Here is an 18600-nt window from a genome sequence, read left to right on the forward strand (position 1 = left end):
TTTTTTATTAGAATTAAAAAACAAAAACTACTTTTGTAAAAAATAATTATCAAAAATGCCAAATAGTCAAACTTACACAACGATTTTCAATAAATTTAAAGAAAGCATCAATGATGGAACTTTTGCAAAACTAACATTTGCAAAAACGATTGGTAATACGCAATTGATGAATATTTACATTAGAACAATTATTGAAGATGGTAAACTATTATTGTGCTTAAAATTCAAATTTCAGCAAGAAGAAATTATTGAAAATCATAGTATTGACGAAGCAATTTTCATACTAACTCCATATATAAACAATCCGTTTTTATCTGTTTTATTGTTTACCACCGAAGCAGATATTACCATGAAACTAAACAAAAAACGTGTTGCAACTATAACGGAACAAGCTCCAACTTTCAAAAATGCAGATCCGACTTTATTAGAATTTATGGCTCAATAATTAAAATTCATCTGGGAAAATTTTCCCTGGATTTAAAATATTATTGGGGTCAAAAACAAATTTTATCCTTTCCATAAGTTCTAAATGGGTTTTAGAAAAAGCAATATCCATATAGTTTTTTTGCACCAAACCAATTCCGTGCTCTCCTGACAAAGTCCCTTTGAGCGAAACTGTAAGTTCGAAAATTTCACGAATTCCTACAGGAACTTGTGTCTCCCAATTATCGTCGGTCATATCACCTTTGATGATGTTTACGTGCAAGTTTCCGTCACCAGCATGGCCATAACAAACCGATTTAAAACCGTGTTTTGCACCAATTTCTTTAATTCCTGAAAGTAATTTTGGCAATTCATATCTTGGGACAACAGTGTCTTCTTCTTTATAAATAGAATTTGATTTTACGGCTTCGGCAACTGAACGACGCATTTTCCAAAGTGCATTTTTCTGATCTTCGGTGTCGGCAAAAAGGATTTCATCGATCTCGAATTTTTCGACCACATTCATGATTTTTTCAGCTTCTTGCATGAGAATTTCAGGATAATTTCCGTCAACTTCAATCAGTAAATGCGCTTGAATTTCTGGTTTTACTTCGACAGAAATATTTGGATTGAATTTTAAAGTCCAATCAATCGCATCACGTTCCATAAATTCTAAAGCGCTTGGTATAATTCCTGCTCTAAAAATGGCCGAAACCGCTTCGCAAGCTTGATTGGCTTTGTAAAAAGGAACCAACATTAACACATTGTGGTTCACTTTTGGCAATAGCTTCATGACAATTTTGGTAATAACTCCCAAAGTTCCTTCGCTTCCTACCATAAGCTGAGTGAGGTTATAACCCGTAGAATTTTTTAAAGTATTTGCTCCTGTCCAAATGATTTCGCCGTTAGGTAAAACAACTTCGAGATTTAGGACATAATCTTTGGTTACTCCATATTTTACAGCTCTTGCTCCGCCTGCATTTTCGGCAACGTTCCCTCCTATCCAACAACTTCCTTGGCTACTTGGATCAGGTGGATAAAACAATCCTTTTTCGGCAACGGCTTCACGTAAAACTTGCGTAATTACGGCTGATTCGACAATGACTTGTAAGTTTTGTTCATCGATATTTAGGATTTTGTTAAAACGTTCCATTGATAGACCAATTCCTTGATAAATTGACAATGCACCACCGCTTAGTCCTGTTCTGGCTCCGATTGGTGTTGTTGGGATTTTGTATTGGTTTGCTAGTTTTAGAATTTCTGAAACTTCATGAGCATTTGCAGGTTTTACAACCACGTTTGGTGGAAAAACATAATCTTCGGTTTCGTCGTGTCCGTAATGGTTACGGGTTTCTTGGTCGATAAAAACAAAGGTTTCTCCTATAATTTGGTTTAATTTTTGAAGTATTTCTGGTGTGATTTGCATTATGTTGTAAATTGATAAGTAAAAGTAAAATATTTCACAGAGATTCACAAAGAAGACACAAAGATTCTCAAAGTTTAAATTTAAGACCGAAGCCTAGCCCAGATTACTTCACTATACTTTTATTTTCATTGGAGTTCAGTGAACTTCGTTTGTAGAGGAAATCCTTTTTGAGGTTTTTTGCCGAAAAAAGATTGGAACGGATAGCTGGAATAGCTCCTAGAAAAATTACTTCTTTTTCATATTTGGTAAGAAATAACAAACTACCCCAAAAATTGGTAAGTAGGAACATATTTGATACACGAAAGTAATCGAGGTGTGATCGGCAAGAATTCCGAGTAATGCTGAGCCTAAAGCGCCCATTCCGAAGGCAAAACCATAGAAAAGTCCTGATACCATTCCTAGTTTTTTAGGTAATAATTCCTGTGCATAAACGATAATAGCTGGAAAGGCTGATGATATGATAATTCCGATAATTATCATGAGAACATCGGTATAAAAAAGGTTGGCATAAGGCAATAGTAATGCGAATGGTGTGGCTCCAAAAACGGAAAACCAAATGATGTATTTTCGACCGAATTTATCTCCTAATGGCCCGCCAAGTATTGTTCCCAAAGCGTAAGCTATCAGGTAAATAAACATGTGATATTGTGCTTGTTGTATGCTTAAATTAAATTTTTCGATGACAAAAAACTGGTAATAAGTTGATAGACTTGCCGAGTAGAAAAATTTAGTAAAAATCACAAAAAGCAATATTGCAATTGCCATATTTACCTTTTTATCTGACAAATCATGTTGCTCGATAAAAAGTCTTTTTTTATCTAATTTTAGTTTTAAATTATCTCGATACCAAAAAGCGATTTTAGAAATTATCATTAATCCTAAAGTAGAACCTATCAGAAACCAAAGTATGTATTTTTGTGAATTTGGCACTACGATTGCAGCGACCAATAATGGTGCAATTGCTGTTCCGAGATTGCCTCCTACTTGAAAAATAGATTGTGCCAAGCCTCGTCTTCCGCCCGATGCCATGTTAGAAATTCGTGCTGATTCTGGATGAAAAATCGCTGAACCTAAACCGATAAGCATTACCGAAACGATTATCCAAGGTAAATTATTAGCATAAGAAAGAGAAATGATTCCCAATGTGGAGAAAATCATGCCGTAAACTTGCGAAAATGGTTTCGGATATTTGTCTGTATAATAACCTACAAATGGCTGAAAAACAGACGCTGTGATTTGAAAAGCAAAGGTAATTATCCCGATTTGAGTAAAAGTTAATCCGTAATTCTGTTTCAGAATTGGATAAACTGATGGAATTATAGCTTGAATTAAATCGTTGAGTAAATGTGCGAAACTAATAGAGAAAAGGATTGAAAAAATAGTTTTTTGAACTAAATCACTTTTATTTTCTAAGATTGAACTTTCTGTAGCCACAAGAATTTATTTTTGATAGTGCAAAAGTACCATTTATAGATTTGAAATGAGTCCCATTTATAAATTTTAGCATTTATTTAATTTTTATAGTAATTTTACACAAAGTAGATTTGAAATTGAAAAACCAAGATAAAAAATCGGCATTAACAGAAAACCAAGGAATAGAAAGACCTGAAATTATCAGTGCCGTTTCTGTTGAGCAAATTCAGCAATTTAGAAAAATTCAACCATCGTCTGAAGAATTGGTAAACGGGATTTTATCAGGAAATATAACTGCTTTAAGTCGTGCCATTACACTCGTAGAAAGTACAAATATTTCGCATTTAGAAAAAGCTAACGAAGTAATAAATGCTTGTTTGCCACACGCCAATAAATCCGTCAGAATAGGAATTACAGGTGTTCCTGGTGTTGGAAAAAGTACATTTATAGAAGCATTTGGAAAATATTTAACTGGTTTGGGTAAAAAAGTGGCTGTTTTGGCTGTCGATCCTTCCAGCACGATTTCTCACGGAAGTATTTTGGGCGACAAAACCCGAATGGAAGAATTGGTAAAAGACAAAAATGCTTACATAAGACCAAGTGCATCGGGCGAAACTTTAGGTGGCGTGGCTCGAAAAACCAGAGAAACAATTACGCTTTGCGAAGCTGCTGGTTTTGACACTATAATTATTGAAACTGTTGGTGTTGGCCAAAGTGAAACTGCGGTGCATAGCATGGTAGATTTCTTTTTATTACTAAAAATTTCCGGAGCTGGCGATGAGCTACAAGGCATCAAACGTGGTATTATGGAAATGGCCGATGCTATTGTCATTAACAAAGCTGATGGAGATAATGTTAGAAAAGCAAATTTAGCAAAAACCGAATTCAATAGAGCTTTGCATTTGTTTCCCGCAAAAAAATCAGGCTGGACTCCAACAACTTCGACTTGTAGTGCAATTACTCATGATGGAATTCCTGATGTTTGGAAAACGATTTGTGATTTTACAGAACTAACAAAATCTAATAATTATTTCTTCGAAAAACGCAAAGAACAAAACCAATATTGGATGTTGGAAACTATTAATGAGCAATTGAAAACAAATTTCTTCAATCATCCAGAAATTTATAAATTATTAGAAGAAAACAAAAAAGCAGTTGCAAATGATGAAATTTCACCTTTTGCAGCCGCTCAGATTTTGTTAGAAAAGTATTTTAAAAAATAAACTTATTCTTTTTCGTAAAGTTCCATTTCTCGATCATAGAAAGCGTTTGCTTGTTCTATTAATCCTTCCATTTCGGTATTTAGTTCGGCTTCGTCGAGATCTTCGGCTTCTTCCATAAACTCAACTTCATCATCTTTTAGATTGATAATAAATCGAGGATAATCTAGGTGAATGATGAAAATATCATCTGGAAAATCGGTATTGTCGCCTAATAAAAATTTTGGTAATTCCATGTTTATTGTTGATTTGTTTATTCGATTAATTGGTTAATCGGTTATTAATTTTAATTAGTTTTTTAGTCAAATTATGAAATCTAATGTATAAAAACAGAGCCGCAGATGTAAGTCCTGCTAATAACCCTATCCAGATTCCTGCTGCTTTTAAGTTTGTATACAATCCTAAATAAAAAGAAATAGGAAAACCTACAATCCAATATGCTACAAAAGTAATATACATCGGAATTTTTACATCTTGTAAACCACGCAAAGCCCCTAAAACAACGACTTGTATTCCGTCAGATATTTGAAAAACTGCCGCTACTAATAGTAATTGTGCTGCAATAGAAATTACTTCTTTATTGTCTAAAATTTGATTAGAATTTTCCATATCAAGAAACAAATGTGGCAAATAAGTATGAAAAAGAATAAAGAATAATGCAAAAACAATCTCTACAATTATAGCTAACAAAAAGATAGATTTTGCTACTACAACTAGATTTTTATAATCATTTAATCCTTTCTGATTACCTACTCTAATCATTGCTGTAACACTTAATCCCATGGCAAACATAAATGTCATAGTGGCTAATGTTAGTGCAATTTGATTTGCCGCTTGACTGTTTTTACTAATAGTTCCTGAAAGCCAAATTGCTGCTGTAAATAAAGCAACTTCAAACAACATTTGCATTGCCGAAGGAAAACCTAGATTGACAATTTTTCGAATCATCGATTTTTTTATTTGCTTGAAACTAAAATCTTTGAAATAAATTTTCATGCGTTTGTTATATTTCAAGATATAATGCATAAAAACAACCATCATAATTCTAGAAATAACAGTTCCTAAAGCAGCACCAAGAATTCCCAGTTTAGGAAAAATCCAAACACCATAAATTAAAACATAGTTGAAGAAAATATGCACCACATTTGCCATAAAAATAGCATACATAGAATATTTAGTTTCAGACAATCCGTCGGCAAATTGCTTGTAACCTTGGTAAACAATTACGGGTATTAACGAAAAAGCAACCCAATCGATATAAGGATTAGCCAAATCGACTACTTCTTTTGGTTGATGCATTAAGTACATGAGTGGTTTTGCCAAAACAATCAAAACAAATAAAGCAACTCCTAGAATCGTACACAATAACAAGCCGTGATGAAAAGCAGAACGAATCTTTTTATCATCATTTTCGGCATCGGCTTCTGCTATAATGGGCGTAATTGCTGTCGAAAAACCTATCCCTAAAGACATCGCTACGAATATAAAACTATTCCCTAACGAAACAGCAGCCAACTCGGTCGAACCCAATTTTCCAACCATAATATTGTCGACAATTCCTATTAAGGTATGTCCTAACATTCCTAAAATAACAGGATATGCTAGTTTTATGTTTTCGGAAAATTCTTTTGTGTATTGAGAAAAATTCAATTTAATATTTTTTAGGTTGACAAAGATAAATAGAACAATTGAATTCTATCGTTACAATTTCAATAATAAAGAAATTTTTGCAAACAATAAACTAGTAATTATATAACAAAACACATTAATTCTATAAAATCTAAAATAGTCTCTTACTCTACTTTTGCAATGTTGTTTAATAAATAACAACACAAAAAATAAATTATGAAAATTACACAAAAAATTAAGTTTCTATTGGTTTTTGCAATCTCAATGTTATTTGCAAATAATTCAAATGCTCAAGAAGTACAAGACACAAAAAACTATGATCAAGGATTTCGTTTAGGATTGGGAGTAAATGCAGGGTATGCATTTGCAGATCCATACAAATTAGCTTTAGGTGCTGATGCCCGATTACAATATGACCTTACAAAAAGATACTCTCTTACCTTGACAACAGGATTTACAAATCTATTTGTAAGTAAAGCAGACGGATCTGATTTAGGATTTATCCCTGTTAAAGCAGGGTTTAAAGCTTTCGTTTGGAATGACCAATTTTATTTAATGGGTGAAGCTGGAGCTGCTTTTGCAGTGACAAATGATTACAACAAAACTTCCTTGCTACTAGCACCAAGCATTGGTTATGCGACCAAACGCATCGATATTTCCTTACGATATGAACACTATAATGACTTTGCACGACTTAATAATGATGGCTCTCTAGCTAAAGGTTTTGGTCAATTAGGGGTTCGTCTAGCATACGGTTTCGAATTGTAAAAATTCAAAAGACATAAAAAAATGCGCTGTAATTCAGCGCATTTTTTTATGTCTATATATTTTGCAAATCACATGCCTCACTCCTTTTCTAGCTGTTTTTTAAATTCCGAAAAATTCGCTCTCACTTTAGGATCTAATTCAGGTTCTTTAATATCTGTGAGTTTTTGCATTTCTTCCCAAATAATTTTCGCTACAATATAACGCGCCATATCTTTATCATCGGCAGGAATAATAAACCAAGGCGCCTTTTCGTTCGATGTTTTGTTTATCGCCTCTTCATAATACATCATATAATCGTCCCAGCGTTCTCTTTCTTTCATATCTCCCGCCGAAAACTTCCAGTTATCCTCTGCATTTTCTAAACGATTCAATAATCGTTTGCGTTGCTCTTCCCTACTCATATGAAAATAAAATTTCAAAACAATCGTTCCGTTTTGAGCAATATGTTTTTCGAAATTATTAATCTGCTCGAAGCGATTTTCCCAAAAATCCGATTTTATATCTTCTACTTTTTCAATTCCTGGCAAATTCTCATACATAATGTATTCAGGATGCACACGAGTAACCAAAACATTCTCGTAATGCGTTCTATTAAAAACCGAAAACTTCCCTTTTTCTGGCAAAGCTAAATAATGACGCCACAAATAATCATGTTCTAACTCGGTCGAGTTTGGAGTTTTGAAACTATGCACAACCACGCCACGAGGATTAAATTCTTTGAAAACTTCCCGAATCAAACTATCTTTTCCCGACGTATCCATTCCTTGCAAACAAATCAAAAAACTGTATTTATTATGAGCATACATCGCGTCTTGCTTTTTGCTCAATTTAATTTGAACCTTGTCTAAAGCTTCTTCTTTCTCATCATCATCGGCATCAACTTTTAGTTCAGTCGGAATTTTAGACAACGTAATTTTATCAATTACTTTAAAATCATCAGGATTTATCGAATTCATAGGAAATATTTTATATTTACAATCTCAAATATACTAATTATGAGGAGCTATTTCCAGCTGTACGTTACAATCTTTTCTTTTTTTAAAGAAAAAAAAGAAAAGGATTTTCACTTCCATCTGGGCTATGGCATTACGTTTTCAAAATTAAACTGAATTTATGAGTAATACAGAGAGTACAGCACTAATAATCTATCTTATTATTTCTTGTGTGTGTTTATTTTTCTTTATTAGATTTAAATTAAAACAATTTAAGAAAAAAGAACCTGAATTATTGAAAACGGAAATGAAAAAAAACTCAAATAGAGCAAGTCTAGCTAACCAAATTAAAGATATTCTAGAGATTTTTATTCCTTTTACATAACTTACATGCATTCAATACTATGGAAAAATTTTTACTTACCGTCTTTTTTAAAATCGCTGGAATTGGATCAGCGTCAGGAATCGTTTACAAAGACAATTCAGTATTTATAGTAAGTGATAATTCTGGATTTTTATACGAATACAATATCCCGTCAGTTAGTTTAAAGCAGCATGCATTAATAGACAATTCAACCGAAAACATTCTCAAAAAAAACAAACCTGATTTTGAAGCCATTACTTTAAATGGAAACGAATTACATATTTTTGGTTCAGGTTCTACCGAAAAAAGAAATAGAAAACTCATTTTCAACATAAAAACTCAGAAAGTCGAAGAAAATGATTTGTCTGAAATGTATCAAAACATAAAAAAAACCATTCAAATTTCTGATGAGGAATTAAATATTGAAGGCGCTTTGTTTCACCATGAAAAACTGTATTTATTTCAACGAGGAAATGGAGCAAATACTAAAAATGGGATTGTGATTATCAATGATAATATCAATTTTCAAAATATAAAGCTTCCAAAAATAAAACATGTAGAAACCACATTTACAGATGCTATTTTAGTGAATAACAAAATTTATTTCCTAGCCGCTGCCGAAGACACACTTTCTACTTATGATGACGGCGAAGTTTTGGGGAGTATCATTGGTTGCATCGATATTGAAACTTTCAAAATCGATTTTACACTTCAAATTTCCGATTCACATAAATTTGAAGGATTAACCTTACTCAAAAATTCAGAATCTCATTTAGAATTCTTACTTTGCGAGGACAATGACACCGAAGCATTAGAAACTAAAATTTATAAACTAATTATACCTAAAAAATGAATCCATTATTAAACGAAAAACTTTTCTTAATTAAGGAAAAAGTAGGAATGTTCAAAGCGTCAAACAGTTATGACATTTTCAATCCTGAGTCGAACAAACACTTAATGACCAGTACCGAACCTGATTTAGGAACTTTTACTAAAATTTTTCGATTTACAAAATACAAAAGACACACACCGTTTAACGTACTTGTAACCACAACCGAAGGAAAACCAATCGTAAACATAAAACGTGGCGTAGCATTTTTCCGTTCAGACATAGAAGTTTTCGACGAAAAAGGGCAACTAATTGGGCATTTTAACCAGAAATTCTGGTCTTTTGGAGGTAAATTTGAAATTGTAGACAAACAACAAAAACCAGTTTGCACACTAGAAGGAAAATGGACAGGTTGGGATTTCAAGTTTAATAAAGACGGCAAAGAATTAGCATCAGTTAGTAAAAAATGGGCAGGAATTGGAAAAGAGTTTTTTACCAGCGCCGATAATTATGTGCTTTCTATAAACGAAATCGTACCACAAGATTCTGTCGAAAGGCAACTTATTTTTGCAGCTGTTATGGTGATTGATATGGTTTTGAAAGAGTAATAATAAAAATAATTATAGACAAAGCCAATACTTACCAGCCATTTTACGACAAACAATATGAGAGTTTTTTATATAATCCTATCGCTCCTTACTTTTATTTCTTGCAAAGATGACCACGAAAGAATGCACGAAGAAATGGATAAAGTTTCTAATGAACTCAGAAATTTTGATGTTCAATTAATTAAACTTTACAAAGAATCAGAAAATAACCCAAAAGGAGTAATCTCTAAAATAGACAGTCTCTTAGTTGCTAATAAAAAAGAAACAGATAAATATAAATCACAGATAAAATCAAGTATTGAAAGTAGTTTACACTATTTTAAAGCAGAGTTATTCTATAAAATAGGAAAATATGACAAATCAATTAGTGAATTAGATTTTGAAGATTATAAGAAAGGTGATGCCGCAATTGCTTATACAGCAAATTATGTTAAACTAAAGGATTTCAAAACTGCAAAATCATTTATCGATAGCATTGGGCGTTGTAATGGAAATTATTATGCGCTTGGAAATTATTATGAAAGCATCGGAGACAAAACTTCTGCTCTTAAAACATATAAGTATAATCTTGAAAATGATAAATCGAGAAAACATTTTATTTATTACAAATGGGCTGAAAGAAGAGTTGAAGAACTTGAACAAAATAGACCTTTAATCAATGAAATTTTTTTTCCAACAGGAAATTCAAGTTTTGAAATTTGCGAGGTTTGTAATCTCGACAATGAAAAAAGAGGAAAGATTATGAAGTTAATTGAGGGAATTCCAGAAAATCAAAATGACTGGTCATCAACTTCTTTTAAAGAATCTCCATATGATACTGGAAAAAGTTACTATTGGGTTAAAGTCAAAGCTGGGAATAAAGAATTTAATTATTACGTTGACCAAAATACTTTTGAAATAAAATACTTCAATCCAAAAACTAAAACTGTAATGACATTGGAAGATTGGAGGAAAGGGAAATAAAAACGGCTTATAACAGCTACTACAACGGATTTGGGCATTTGGCTTAATGGGAAAATGGTTTTGTATTTGGCAGTTTAGTGATAACCGAAAAATAAATTTTAATTTAGTCCCAAACCCGCTGTAGTACCAGAACGTTAGGCGTCACTTTGACAAACGAAATCGAGAATTATGATTGATAAAGAAAGAAGAAAAAAATTAGCATATCATTTGAGACATTTATCAATTGGATTAATAACTAATGATGAGTTTGAAGAATATATTACTGACGATGTAACGTTTGGCTGGCTTCCAGAACAATATTATAGAGCGAAAGAAGCTAAAATTGACGATGCTATAATTAGACCTATGCTGGAATTAAGTTGGTGTTTATATAGTGATTTGAAAGAATATAAATTAAAAGGTCATAACAAACTTAATGAGAAACAACTAAAAGATATAGCAAGGTTCATTTTATTCTTACACTCTGATAGCGAATATGAATGGCCATACATTGACCCAACAAGTCCGTTCATAAGATTCTCATTTAAAGATATCATTTTGAGCGTAATTACTTTGGGTCAACATTATAAAGACAAAAAAATTGAAAGAGAAAATGAATTTGCTGAAATGCAAAAAGTAGGTGATTTTGATTATTGGCCATTCATAACTAAAGAACAATACGAAGAACAACTAAAACATCAACCATTCTTATCGGAAAGAAAAGCGAACGCCTAACAGCTACTACAACGGATTTGGGCATTTGGCTTAATTTAAAGTTGGTTTTGCATCCTTGAAGTCAGTGATTAACCGAAAGTTTCGGCTTCTTTAGTTCGCAACCTCGCCAAGTGGCGGAACGTTGTATACATTTTACCAAAATATGGACGAATTTCAATATTAATTAAACATATGTACTTAAAAATTAATAGATATAATCAATTTGACTCGCTTGAAGTTAAAGAATCAATGTTTAAAGAATTTAATTTACCAAATCACTTTCACGACACATATTGTATAGGTTTACTTAATAATGGAATCAAAAAATGCACAATAGAAAATACTCCGCAATTAATTCATTCTAATAGTGTTAGTATAATAAATCCTTATCAAATTCATTCTGATAAAAACGTAGATAATGAGGATTGTTTATTTCGAATGATTTACTTGAATAAAGATGTATTAAACTATTTTACTAAAAAAATTACAGGAAAAAATAATGAAAATATAATTTTTACGAATGATTTAATAACAGATTCTTTAGTTAATTCATCTATCTTAAGTTTTTTTAATGAAACAGATAATGGAATTTTACTTGAACATAAATTAGAAAAGTTAATCCAAATTCTAATCAATAATAAATATTCAATCGACAATATTGATATTAATTATGATAATAAAAATGCAATTGATGATAGTATCCAGAAAGCAAGATTAAATTTTTTCGATAAAATTGATATTGCTAAAATGTCACAAGAAAGTAAAATTAGTAAATATCAATTCATAAGATATTTTAAAAAGAAAACAGGACTTACACCTGCTTCCTATATTTTACTTCATAGAATAAATTGTTCTAAAACACTACTAATGAAAGATATTCCAATAGGAGAAATTGCTTTAGAAGTAGGTTTTTATGACCATGCCCAATTTTGTAAATTCTTTAAATATTACACCAATACTTCACCAACAGAATATCGATATAGCTGCAATATAATACAAGCATAATCAAATAATCTGCGATATATTTGCTCACTTGAAAATTATTCAAGAATTAATTTAAACATAAAAATGAAAAATTGCTTAACATTTCTATTCGTATTTCTTTGTCCATTTTTATCAATTGCACAAAACAATTCTTTAATTATTTCTAAAATTATTGCACTACCAAAAGACAGTCTTGAAACTAAAAAATTGGTATCCTCATTTAATAATTTATTGATTGCAAAAGAAAAACCAAATGAAGAAAACAATTTTGTTTGGAACAAAGAAAATGTAGAAACCTATATTTTACTTGATGAAATGAATGGAATCGAAAAAAGCGGAAAGTATAAAGATGATTTCTTCTTTAAACCCTATTTAACCAATGTTGTTAAATTAAGTAATACAGAATATTTTTTACAGTTTTCTTATATTGGAATTAGTGAAAATACTCCAACATTAAGAGGAAGTTTTGAACTAATTGCTCATAAAGAAAATGACCAATTCAAGTTTTCATCAACATTAACACGTAATTCATCTAGTTGGGAAATAAAAAAAATTGGTAACTGCACTTTTCATTATAAAAAATCAATAAATGAAAAAACAGCAGTCAAATACGAAAAAGCAGTAGCTTCATTTGACAAAAAACTAAACGCTACAAATCAACAAACTGATATTTATTTTGGAGCAGATTTTCCTGAACTTTTGAAAATGATAGGTGTTGAATATAAATTGGATTATAATAGCAGAGTATCTAGTACTTTTTCTTCTAAATCAGGAAACAGATTGTTAATTGTAAAAGGTGATAATGATACTAATTTCAACAACTTTGACTTACATGATTTATGGCATGAAAGACTTAAAAATGTTGTTTCATCAAAAATAATAAACAAACCAGTCGATGAAGGTTGTGCCTATCTTTATGGTGGAAGTTGGGGTATAAGTTGGAAGGATATTTTTAAAACATTTAAGTTAAAAGTTGCTAATGATAGCAAAAAAAATTGGTTAGAAGTGTATGGGAAATTTGATAATTTTGGAGAAACAAAAGAAACCCATTTAATGGCTGAATATGTAATAAACGCATTAATTGTGCAAAAAATAGAAAAGGAAAAAGGATTTGAAAGTGTTTTAGAATTTGTAAGCTGTGGAAAATACAATAAAGAAAACGACAATTACTTTCAATCACTTGAGAAGCTAACAGGTATTAATAAAGTAAATTTTAATCAAAAAGTTTGGGAATTAATTAATAATGAAAAATAAAAATGTCGTACAACAGCCCTTTGGCAAGATTTGGGTTTTAGGCTTAATTTGAAGTTGGTTTTGTATTTGGAAGATTTGGCAAATCCGAAGAATGAACTTAATTTAGTCCCAAACTGCGTGTAGCGCGGGAACGTTAGCAGAAAATTTCAACCAGTGTTCGGAGAAAAAAAAGACCCGCTCAATCTAATTCTAATGTGAGTATTGATTTACGTTTTAAATAATAATATTATGAAATCTAATTTGTTAATATATGTTGCCTGTTTACTTTGTTTAAACGCATTCTCACAAGTGCCTAATATAGAGTGGCAAAAATCATTTGGAGGAAATATTCATGAAGAAGCATTCAATATTCAGCAAACAACTGATAATGGATATATAGTTTTAGGTTACACAAATTCAACTAATGGAAGTGTAATTACAGGACATCCTGGAGGTTACGATATTTGGATAGCAAAATTAAGTTCGATTGGGAATATTGTTTGGCAAAGAACTTTAGGGGGTTCACAACATGATTGGGCATATAACATTCAGCAGACTTCTGATGGTGGATACATTTTAGCAGGGAGTACTGATTCAAATAATGGTGATGTTACAGGAAATAATGGTAACCTAGATTATTGGATTGTTAGATTAAATTCTGTTGGCGATATTATTTGGCAAAAAAACTATGGTGGTTCAGATCATGATTATGCAAGAAGTATAAAACAAACTTTGGATGGTGGTTTTATTGTTGTAGGTGGTACAAGTTCAAATAACGGTGATGTATCTGGAAATCATAATGCTTTATCTGATTATTGGATATTAAAATTAAACTCATCAGGTGAAATTATTTGGAAAAAATGTTTAGGTGGTACAAGTCATGATGCGGCTTATGATATTCAAATTACTTCAGATGGAGGCTATATTATTACAGGTGTATCTAGTTCATTAGATGGAAATGTCACAGGGAACCATGGTGGTGGGAGTAGAGATTTTTGGGTTGTAAAAACGAATGCAACTGGAGATATTATTTGGCAGAAATCATTAGGTGGTACTAGTGAAGATTTTTCTCATAACATTCAACAAACCACAGATAATGGGTTTATTGTCACTGGATATAGTTCTTCAAATAATAGTGATGTTACCGGCAATCATGGTAACTACGATTGTTGGATTGTCAAATTGAATGCAACAGGTGATATTATTTGGCAAAAATCATTAGGAGGAACAAATATAGATTCGGCTTACTCAACCAAACAAACTACGGATGGTGGGTATATTGTTGCAGGATATTCGAGTTCAAATGATGGTGATGTATCTGGAAATCATGGGAATAATGATATGTGGATTATTAAACTAAATAATTCTGGTGATATTGTTTGGCAAAAAACATTAGGGGGTTCAGCTGATGACAGAGCATTTAGTATAATTCAAACCATTGATGGAGGTTATGTTGTTGCAGGAGTTTCTTGGTCAAATGATGGTGATTTGATTAATAATCAAGGATATGGAGATGTTTGGATTGTAAAATTATCTCCTGAAAATTTATCAATTTCTGAACATGATGCATCAAAATTTTCTATTTACCCTAATCCTACAAACAATTATATAAAAATTCAAAATAAAGAAAATTCAACTGCAAATTTTGATTACAAGATTATTGATTTAATAGGTAGAATTATAAAAATTGGAAAATCAAAATTTAATGAACAAATTAATATTGAAAGTCTAACCAACGGAAATTATATAATTCAAGTTGAAACTGAAAATGGAAAAAAAACAACTAAAAAACTGATTAAAAATTAAATCTTCTGCTAACAGCGGTTTCCCAAGATTTGGGTTTTAGGTTTGATTTTAAGTTGGTCTTGCATTTCTAAAATTTGTATTTATCCAAAAATTAAATCTTAATTTAGTCCCAAACCTCGCGAAACCGCAGGACGTTGGCAGAAACCATAACAAAAAAATAACCAAGAGAAAACCTTTTTTATGAAATACATTTTATTAATTCCCTTTTTATTAGTTTCCCAATTAATCCAATCACAATGTTGGTCAAAAATTTCAACTGGTAATTTTTTTACTTTAGCTATAAAAAACGATGGAACTTTATGGGGCTGGGGTGATAACATTCATTATCAATTAGGCGGAAATTCAAGTACGAATAAATTAATTCCAACACAAATAGGTACAGATAGTAACTGGCTTGACGTTTCTGCTGGATCAAGTCATGTTATTGCATTAAAATCAAATGGTACACTTTGGGCTTGGGGAATGATGGTTTACCCATTTGCTCAAACACCAACTCAAATAGGTATTAATACAGATTGGCTTAAAATTTCTGCAGGCTTTGCACATAATTTAGCATTAAAAAACAATGGAACTCTTTGGGCATGGGGTGATAATTCATTCGGACAAATAGGTAACGGTACGAATAATTTTGCGATTCAACCCACTCAGGTTGATACCTCAACGAATTGGTCTGAAATAAGTACGCAAAATTCTCATAATTTAGCTATTAAAACAGATGGTACACTTTGGTCTTGGGGACTAAATAATGATGGACAATTAGGTGACAATAGCTTAGTAAATAAAAACATTCCTGTACAAGTTGGAACTAACACTAATTGGTCAAAAATTTCTGCAGGTTATTATCATTCTTTAGCTATTAAAACTAATACTACTTTATGGTCTTTTGGGTCAAACACTTTTGGCCAGTTGGGAGACAATTCCAACACCAATAAATTAATTCCTGTACAAGTAGGAACAAACTGGTTAAATGTTTCAGCAGGAGGCTTTCATTCATTGGTTATAAAAGACAATCATGAACTATATGCTTTTGGACACAATAATTATGGTCAATTAGGAGACAATAGCATGACTGAAAGAGCCATTCCAACATTAATTGGAACGACACAAGACTTGTCTGATATTTCAAGTGGATATTATCATTCATTCGTAATTAAATCGGACAATTCCATCTTAGGGACAGGCAACAATAATCATGGACAAATTGGTGATAATTCAATAAATGAAAAACACATCTATACTTTCATTGATTGTTCAACTTTAGGAAACAGTGAGTTTGAAGTTGATTCTAATAATTTAATAGTTTATCCTAATCCAACATCTGGAATAATAAATGTGGGGGGCTCGAAAATTGTTGAAATTTTAACTATTGAAGTTAGCGATATGAATGGTAGAATAGTTTTTTCAAATACGTCCGGAAAAAACACAAATTATTTAGATTTAAATACTTTTCAAAATGGTATTTATTTAATTAAAGTAATAACAAGCGAAGGAATTAAAGTTAGAAAAATAATAAAAATGGATTAAATGGCATCTGCCAACAGCGGTTTCCCAAAATGTGAGCTTTAGTCTTTAATTTAAACTTTGTTTTGTCCTTTCGTGTTCTGTGATTTACCGAAAGTTAAGGCATACCAAATCCCACACTTCGCCAAGCCGAAAAACGTCGTCAGGTAAAAGACAAAAGCCAATAGTTAAAACTCATTTAACTATTGGCTTTTACCTTTTTTCTAATGCCTTAAAAAAAATATTTTACCTTCGTCCCAACCTTTTTATAAAAAATAGTCTCTTTAGTATAAAGACATCAATTGTGATAAACGAAAACTTAATATTAGCCTGCAAAAAAATGCACCGAGACGCACAACGTGAGGTGTACGAGCTTATGGCTCCAAAATTGTATCGCACTTGCAAGCGTTACCTGAAGAAAGAGGAAGAAATAGAAGAAGTGTTGGCCGATGCTTTTTATACTATTTTCACAAAGTTAGACACGCTAAAAGAGCTTGGTGCTTTTGAAGCTTGGGCTCGAAAAATTACAGTAAATAACTGTCTTCATCAGCTGAAACGCAATGTGAATTTCAATATATATCTTGAAGACACAAAGATTCAGCTACAACCTGAGAGTTTGCCAAACACACATTTGGAAGAAGAAGATTTACTCAAATTGCTAGATTATATTCCTGCTGGCTGCAAAACAATTTTTAATTTATTTGCTATTGAAGGTTACAGCCACAAGGAAATAGCAACTATGTTGAACATTTCTGAAGGCACATCGAAATCACAATTGAATGTAGCAAAAACCAAGTTGAAAGATTTAGTAAATAATCTTTATTACAAACAAGCAAAGTAAAATGGAAAATCAAGATAAAATATTCGAAGAATTTAAAAACGCTGCCCAAAAAGCAGAAACCAAAGACTTTCCCGAAATGGAGAAAATTTGGTCGCGAGTAGATGCAAAACTCGATACTGTTGTTTACAAAAAACAAAACAACAATTGGAGAAAATTGGCTGTTGCAGCTTCGGTAGTTATAGTGGGAATTATTGCGTTTCAGTTTTTGAAAACTGAGGATCAAATAATGACTCCTAAAAACGAAATCGTAGTTTCTGATGCAAAAAAAGAAATTGTACCAGAAACTATTACAGAAGAAAATCCGATTGTAAGTACCGAAGAAAACAATAGTATTATTAAAGCCAATGCCGAAAAAATCATCAAAAAACAAATTGAAACCAATAACGTAATTGTTTCAGCCGGAAATTGTGAAGATCCACCAATGGATAAAATAGCAGAAGAAATGGTTGTTGAAGCTTATTCGACAGCAGAAAGAAGTAAAAAATCAGCTGCAGCACCTTTAAGTAACAATACCAATTATGTATTAAAAGGTCGTGTTTTTGATGCTATGGGTGTTCACAGTTCATCTCAAGATTCAGAAGATGATAAAAACACTAAAAGTGAAGCTCCGCAAACACAAAATCCACCTTTGATTGTTGTAGATGGTAAAGCAGTAATAACAAGCAGGAAAAAATCATCTGAAAAAGCACTGTCTGAAATCAATAAAGACAATGTAGAAATGGTTTACTTAAAAGAACCATTGTATATTATTAACGGAGTTCATTATACCGAAGAATCATTATTTGGTAAAAATCCAACCAGTCCTTATGCACCATTAAACAAGCAAGAAATTAAAACTATAAAAATCTTGCAAGACGAAAATGCAACCGCTATTTATGGCGAAAAAGGAAAAAAAGGTGTCGTGATTATAACCACAAAAACAGGAAAACCAGTAGCGCCAAAGTAGGCAAAAAACACAAAATTAATCT

At 31.7% G+C, this 18600-nt stretch carries 18 protein-coding genes; 13 read left to right on the forward strand and 5 right to left on the reverse strand.

Annotated elements, in window-relative coordinates; translation table 11 throughout:
- Positions 1–55 precede the first annotated feature (55 nt).
- A complete protein-coding gene (locus tag BM053_RS01005) occupies positions 56–445 on the forward strand; it encodes a hypothetical protein (RefSeq protein WP_091473008.1) in 390 nt (129 codons plus the stop codon).
- Here the strand turns inward: BM053_RS01005 and BM053_RS01010 are convergent, their stop codons facing one another.
- Positions 446–1849: an FAD-binding oxidoreductase gene (locus BM053_RS01010; RefSeq protein ID WP_091473011.1), complete on the reverse strand. Its 1404-nt coding sequence runs from the start codon at positions 1847–1849 to the stop codon at positions 446–448.
- A 225-nt stretch (positions 1850–2074) separates the two neighbouring features.
- On the reverse strand, positions 2075–3283 hold the full coding sequence (locus BM053_RS01015; RefSeq protein ID WP_091473014.1) for an MFS transporter: 1209 nt from the start codon (positions 3281–3283) through the stop codon (positions 2075–2077).
- A 110-nt stretch (positions 3284–3393) separates the two neighbouring features.
- On the opposite strand from BM053_RS01015, the gene meaB reads away from it, so the two are divergent.
- Entirely contained in the window at positions 3394–4485 is a 1092-nt protein-coding gene (meaB, locus tag BM053_RS01020; protein WP_091473017.1) for a methylmalonyl Co-A mutase-associated GTPase MeaB, read from the forward strand.
- Between the two features lie 2 nt (positions 4486–4487).
- Here the strand turns inward: meaB and BM053_RS01025 are convergent, their stop codons facing one another.
- Positions 4488–4718, reverse strand: coding sequence for a hypothetical protein (locus tag BM053_RS01025; protein WP_091473020.1), 231 nt, complete (start codon positions 4716–4718; stop codon positions 4488–4490).
- A gap of 25 nt (positions 4719–4743) precedes the next feature.
- On the reverse strand, positions 4744–6132 hold the full coding sequence (locus BM053_RS01030; protein WP_091473021.1) for an MATE family efflux transporter: 1389 nt from the start codon (positions 6130–6132) through the stop codon (positions 4744–4746).
- Between the two features lie 195 nt (positions 6133–6327).
- Between BM053_RS01030 and BM053_RS01035 the strand changes: the two genes are divergently transcribed.
- Entirely contained in the window at positions 6328–6879 is a 552-nt protein-coding gene (locus BM053_RS01035) for a hypothetical protein (protein ID WP_091473024.1), read from the forward strand.
- 77 nt (positions 6880–6956) lie between these two features.
- On the opposite strand, the gene BM053_RS01040 is transcribed toward BM053_RS01035, so the two are convergent.
- Positions 6957–7835 (reverse strand): PPK2 family polyphosphate kinase, encoded by an 879-nt coding sequence (locus BM053_RS01040; RefSeq protein ID WP_091473026.1) that lies wholly within the window; start codon positions 7833–7835, stop codon positions 6957–6959.
- Positions 7836–8215: 380 nt separating this feature from the next.
- On the opposite strand from BM053_RS01040, the gene BM053_RS01050 reads away from it, so the two are divergent.
- The 10 genes from BM053_RS01050 (at position 8216) to BM053_RS01095 (ending at position 18578) form a co-directional block, all read left to right on the forward strand.
- Positions 8216–9028, forward strand: coding sequence for a DUF6929 family protein (locus BM053_RS01050; RefSeq protein WP_091473029.1), 813 nt, complete (start codon positions 8216–8218; stop codon positions 9026–9028).
- Positions 9025–9612 (forward strand): LURP-one-related family protein, encoded by a 588-nt coding sequence (locus tag BM053_RS01055; RefSeq protein ID WP_091473031.1) that lies wholly within the window; start codon positions 9025–9027, stop codon positions 9610–9612. The genes BM053_RS01050 and BM053_RS01055 overlap by 4 nt, the downstream gene beginning before the upstream one ends.
- A gap of 123 nt (positions 9613–9735) precedes the next feature.
- Positions 9736–10575, forward strand: a complete 840-nt coding sequence (locus BM053_RS01060; RefSeq protein ID WP_143076449.1) for a tetratricopeptide repeat protein — start codon at positions 9736–9738, stop codon at positions 10573–10575.
- 168 nt (positions 10576–10743) lie between these two features.
- On the forward strand, positions 10744–11289 hold the full coding sequence (locus BM053_RS01065) for a hypothetical protein (RefSeq protein ID WP_091473035.1): 546 nt from the start codon (positions 10744–10746) through the stop codon (positions 11287–11289).
- A 171-nt stretch (positions 11290–11460) separates the two neighbouring features.
- Positions 11461–12273: an AraC family transcriptional regulator gene (locus tag BM053_RS01070; protein ID WP_091473037.1), complete on the forward strand. Its 813-nt coding sequence runs from the start codon at positions 11461–11463 to the stop codon at positions 12271–12273.
- 63 nt (positions 12274–12336) lie between these two features.
- Entirely contained in the window at positions 12337–13506 is a 1170-nt protein-coding gene (locus tag BM053_RS01075) for a hypothetical protein (protein WP_091473040.1), read from the forward strand.
- Positions 13507–13734: 228 nt separating this feature from the next.
- Entirely contained in the window at positions 13735–15291 is a 1557-nt protein-coding gene (locus BM053_RS01080; RefSeq protein WP_091473041.1) for a T9SS type A sorting domain-containing protein, read from the forward strand.
- Positions 15292–15471: 180 nt separating this feature from the next.
- The gene (locus tag BM053_RS01085; protein WP_091473043.1) at positions 15472–16815 is read left to right on the forward strand and encodes an RCC1 domain-containing protein; all 1344 of its coding nucleotides are present in this window, start codon (positions 15472–15474) and stop codon (positions 16813–16815) included.
- 316 nt (positions 16816–17131) lie between these two features.
- Positions 17132–17632 carry an RNA polymerase sigma factor gene (locus tag BM053_RS01090; RefSeq protein WP_167357272.1) on the forward strand — a complete coding sequence of 167 codons (501 nt, stop codon included), beginning with the start codon at positions 17132–17134 and terminating at the stop codon, positions 17630–17632.
- A gap of 1 nt (position 17633) precedes the next feature.
- Positions 17634–18578, forward strand: coding sequence for a hypothetical protein (locus BM053_RS01095; protein ID WP_091473046.1), 945 nt, complete (start codon positions 17634–17636; stop codon positions 18576–18578).
- Positions 18579–18600 lie beyond the last annotated feature (22 nt).

The organism is Flavobacterium swingsii (assembly GCF_900111965.1).
Taxonomy (GTDB): domain Bacteria; phylum Bacteroidota; class Bacteroidia; order Flavobacteriales; family Flavobacteriaceae; genus Flavobacterium; species Flavobacterium swingsii.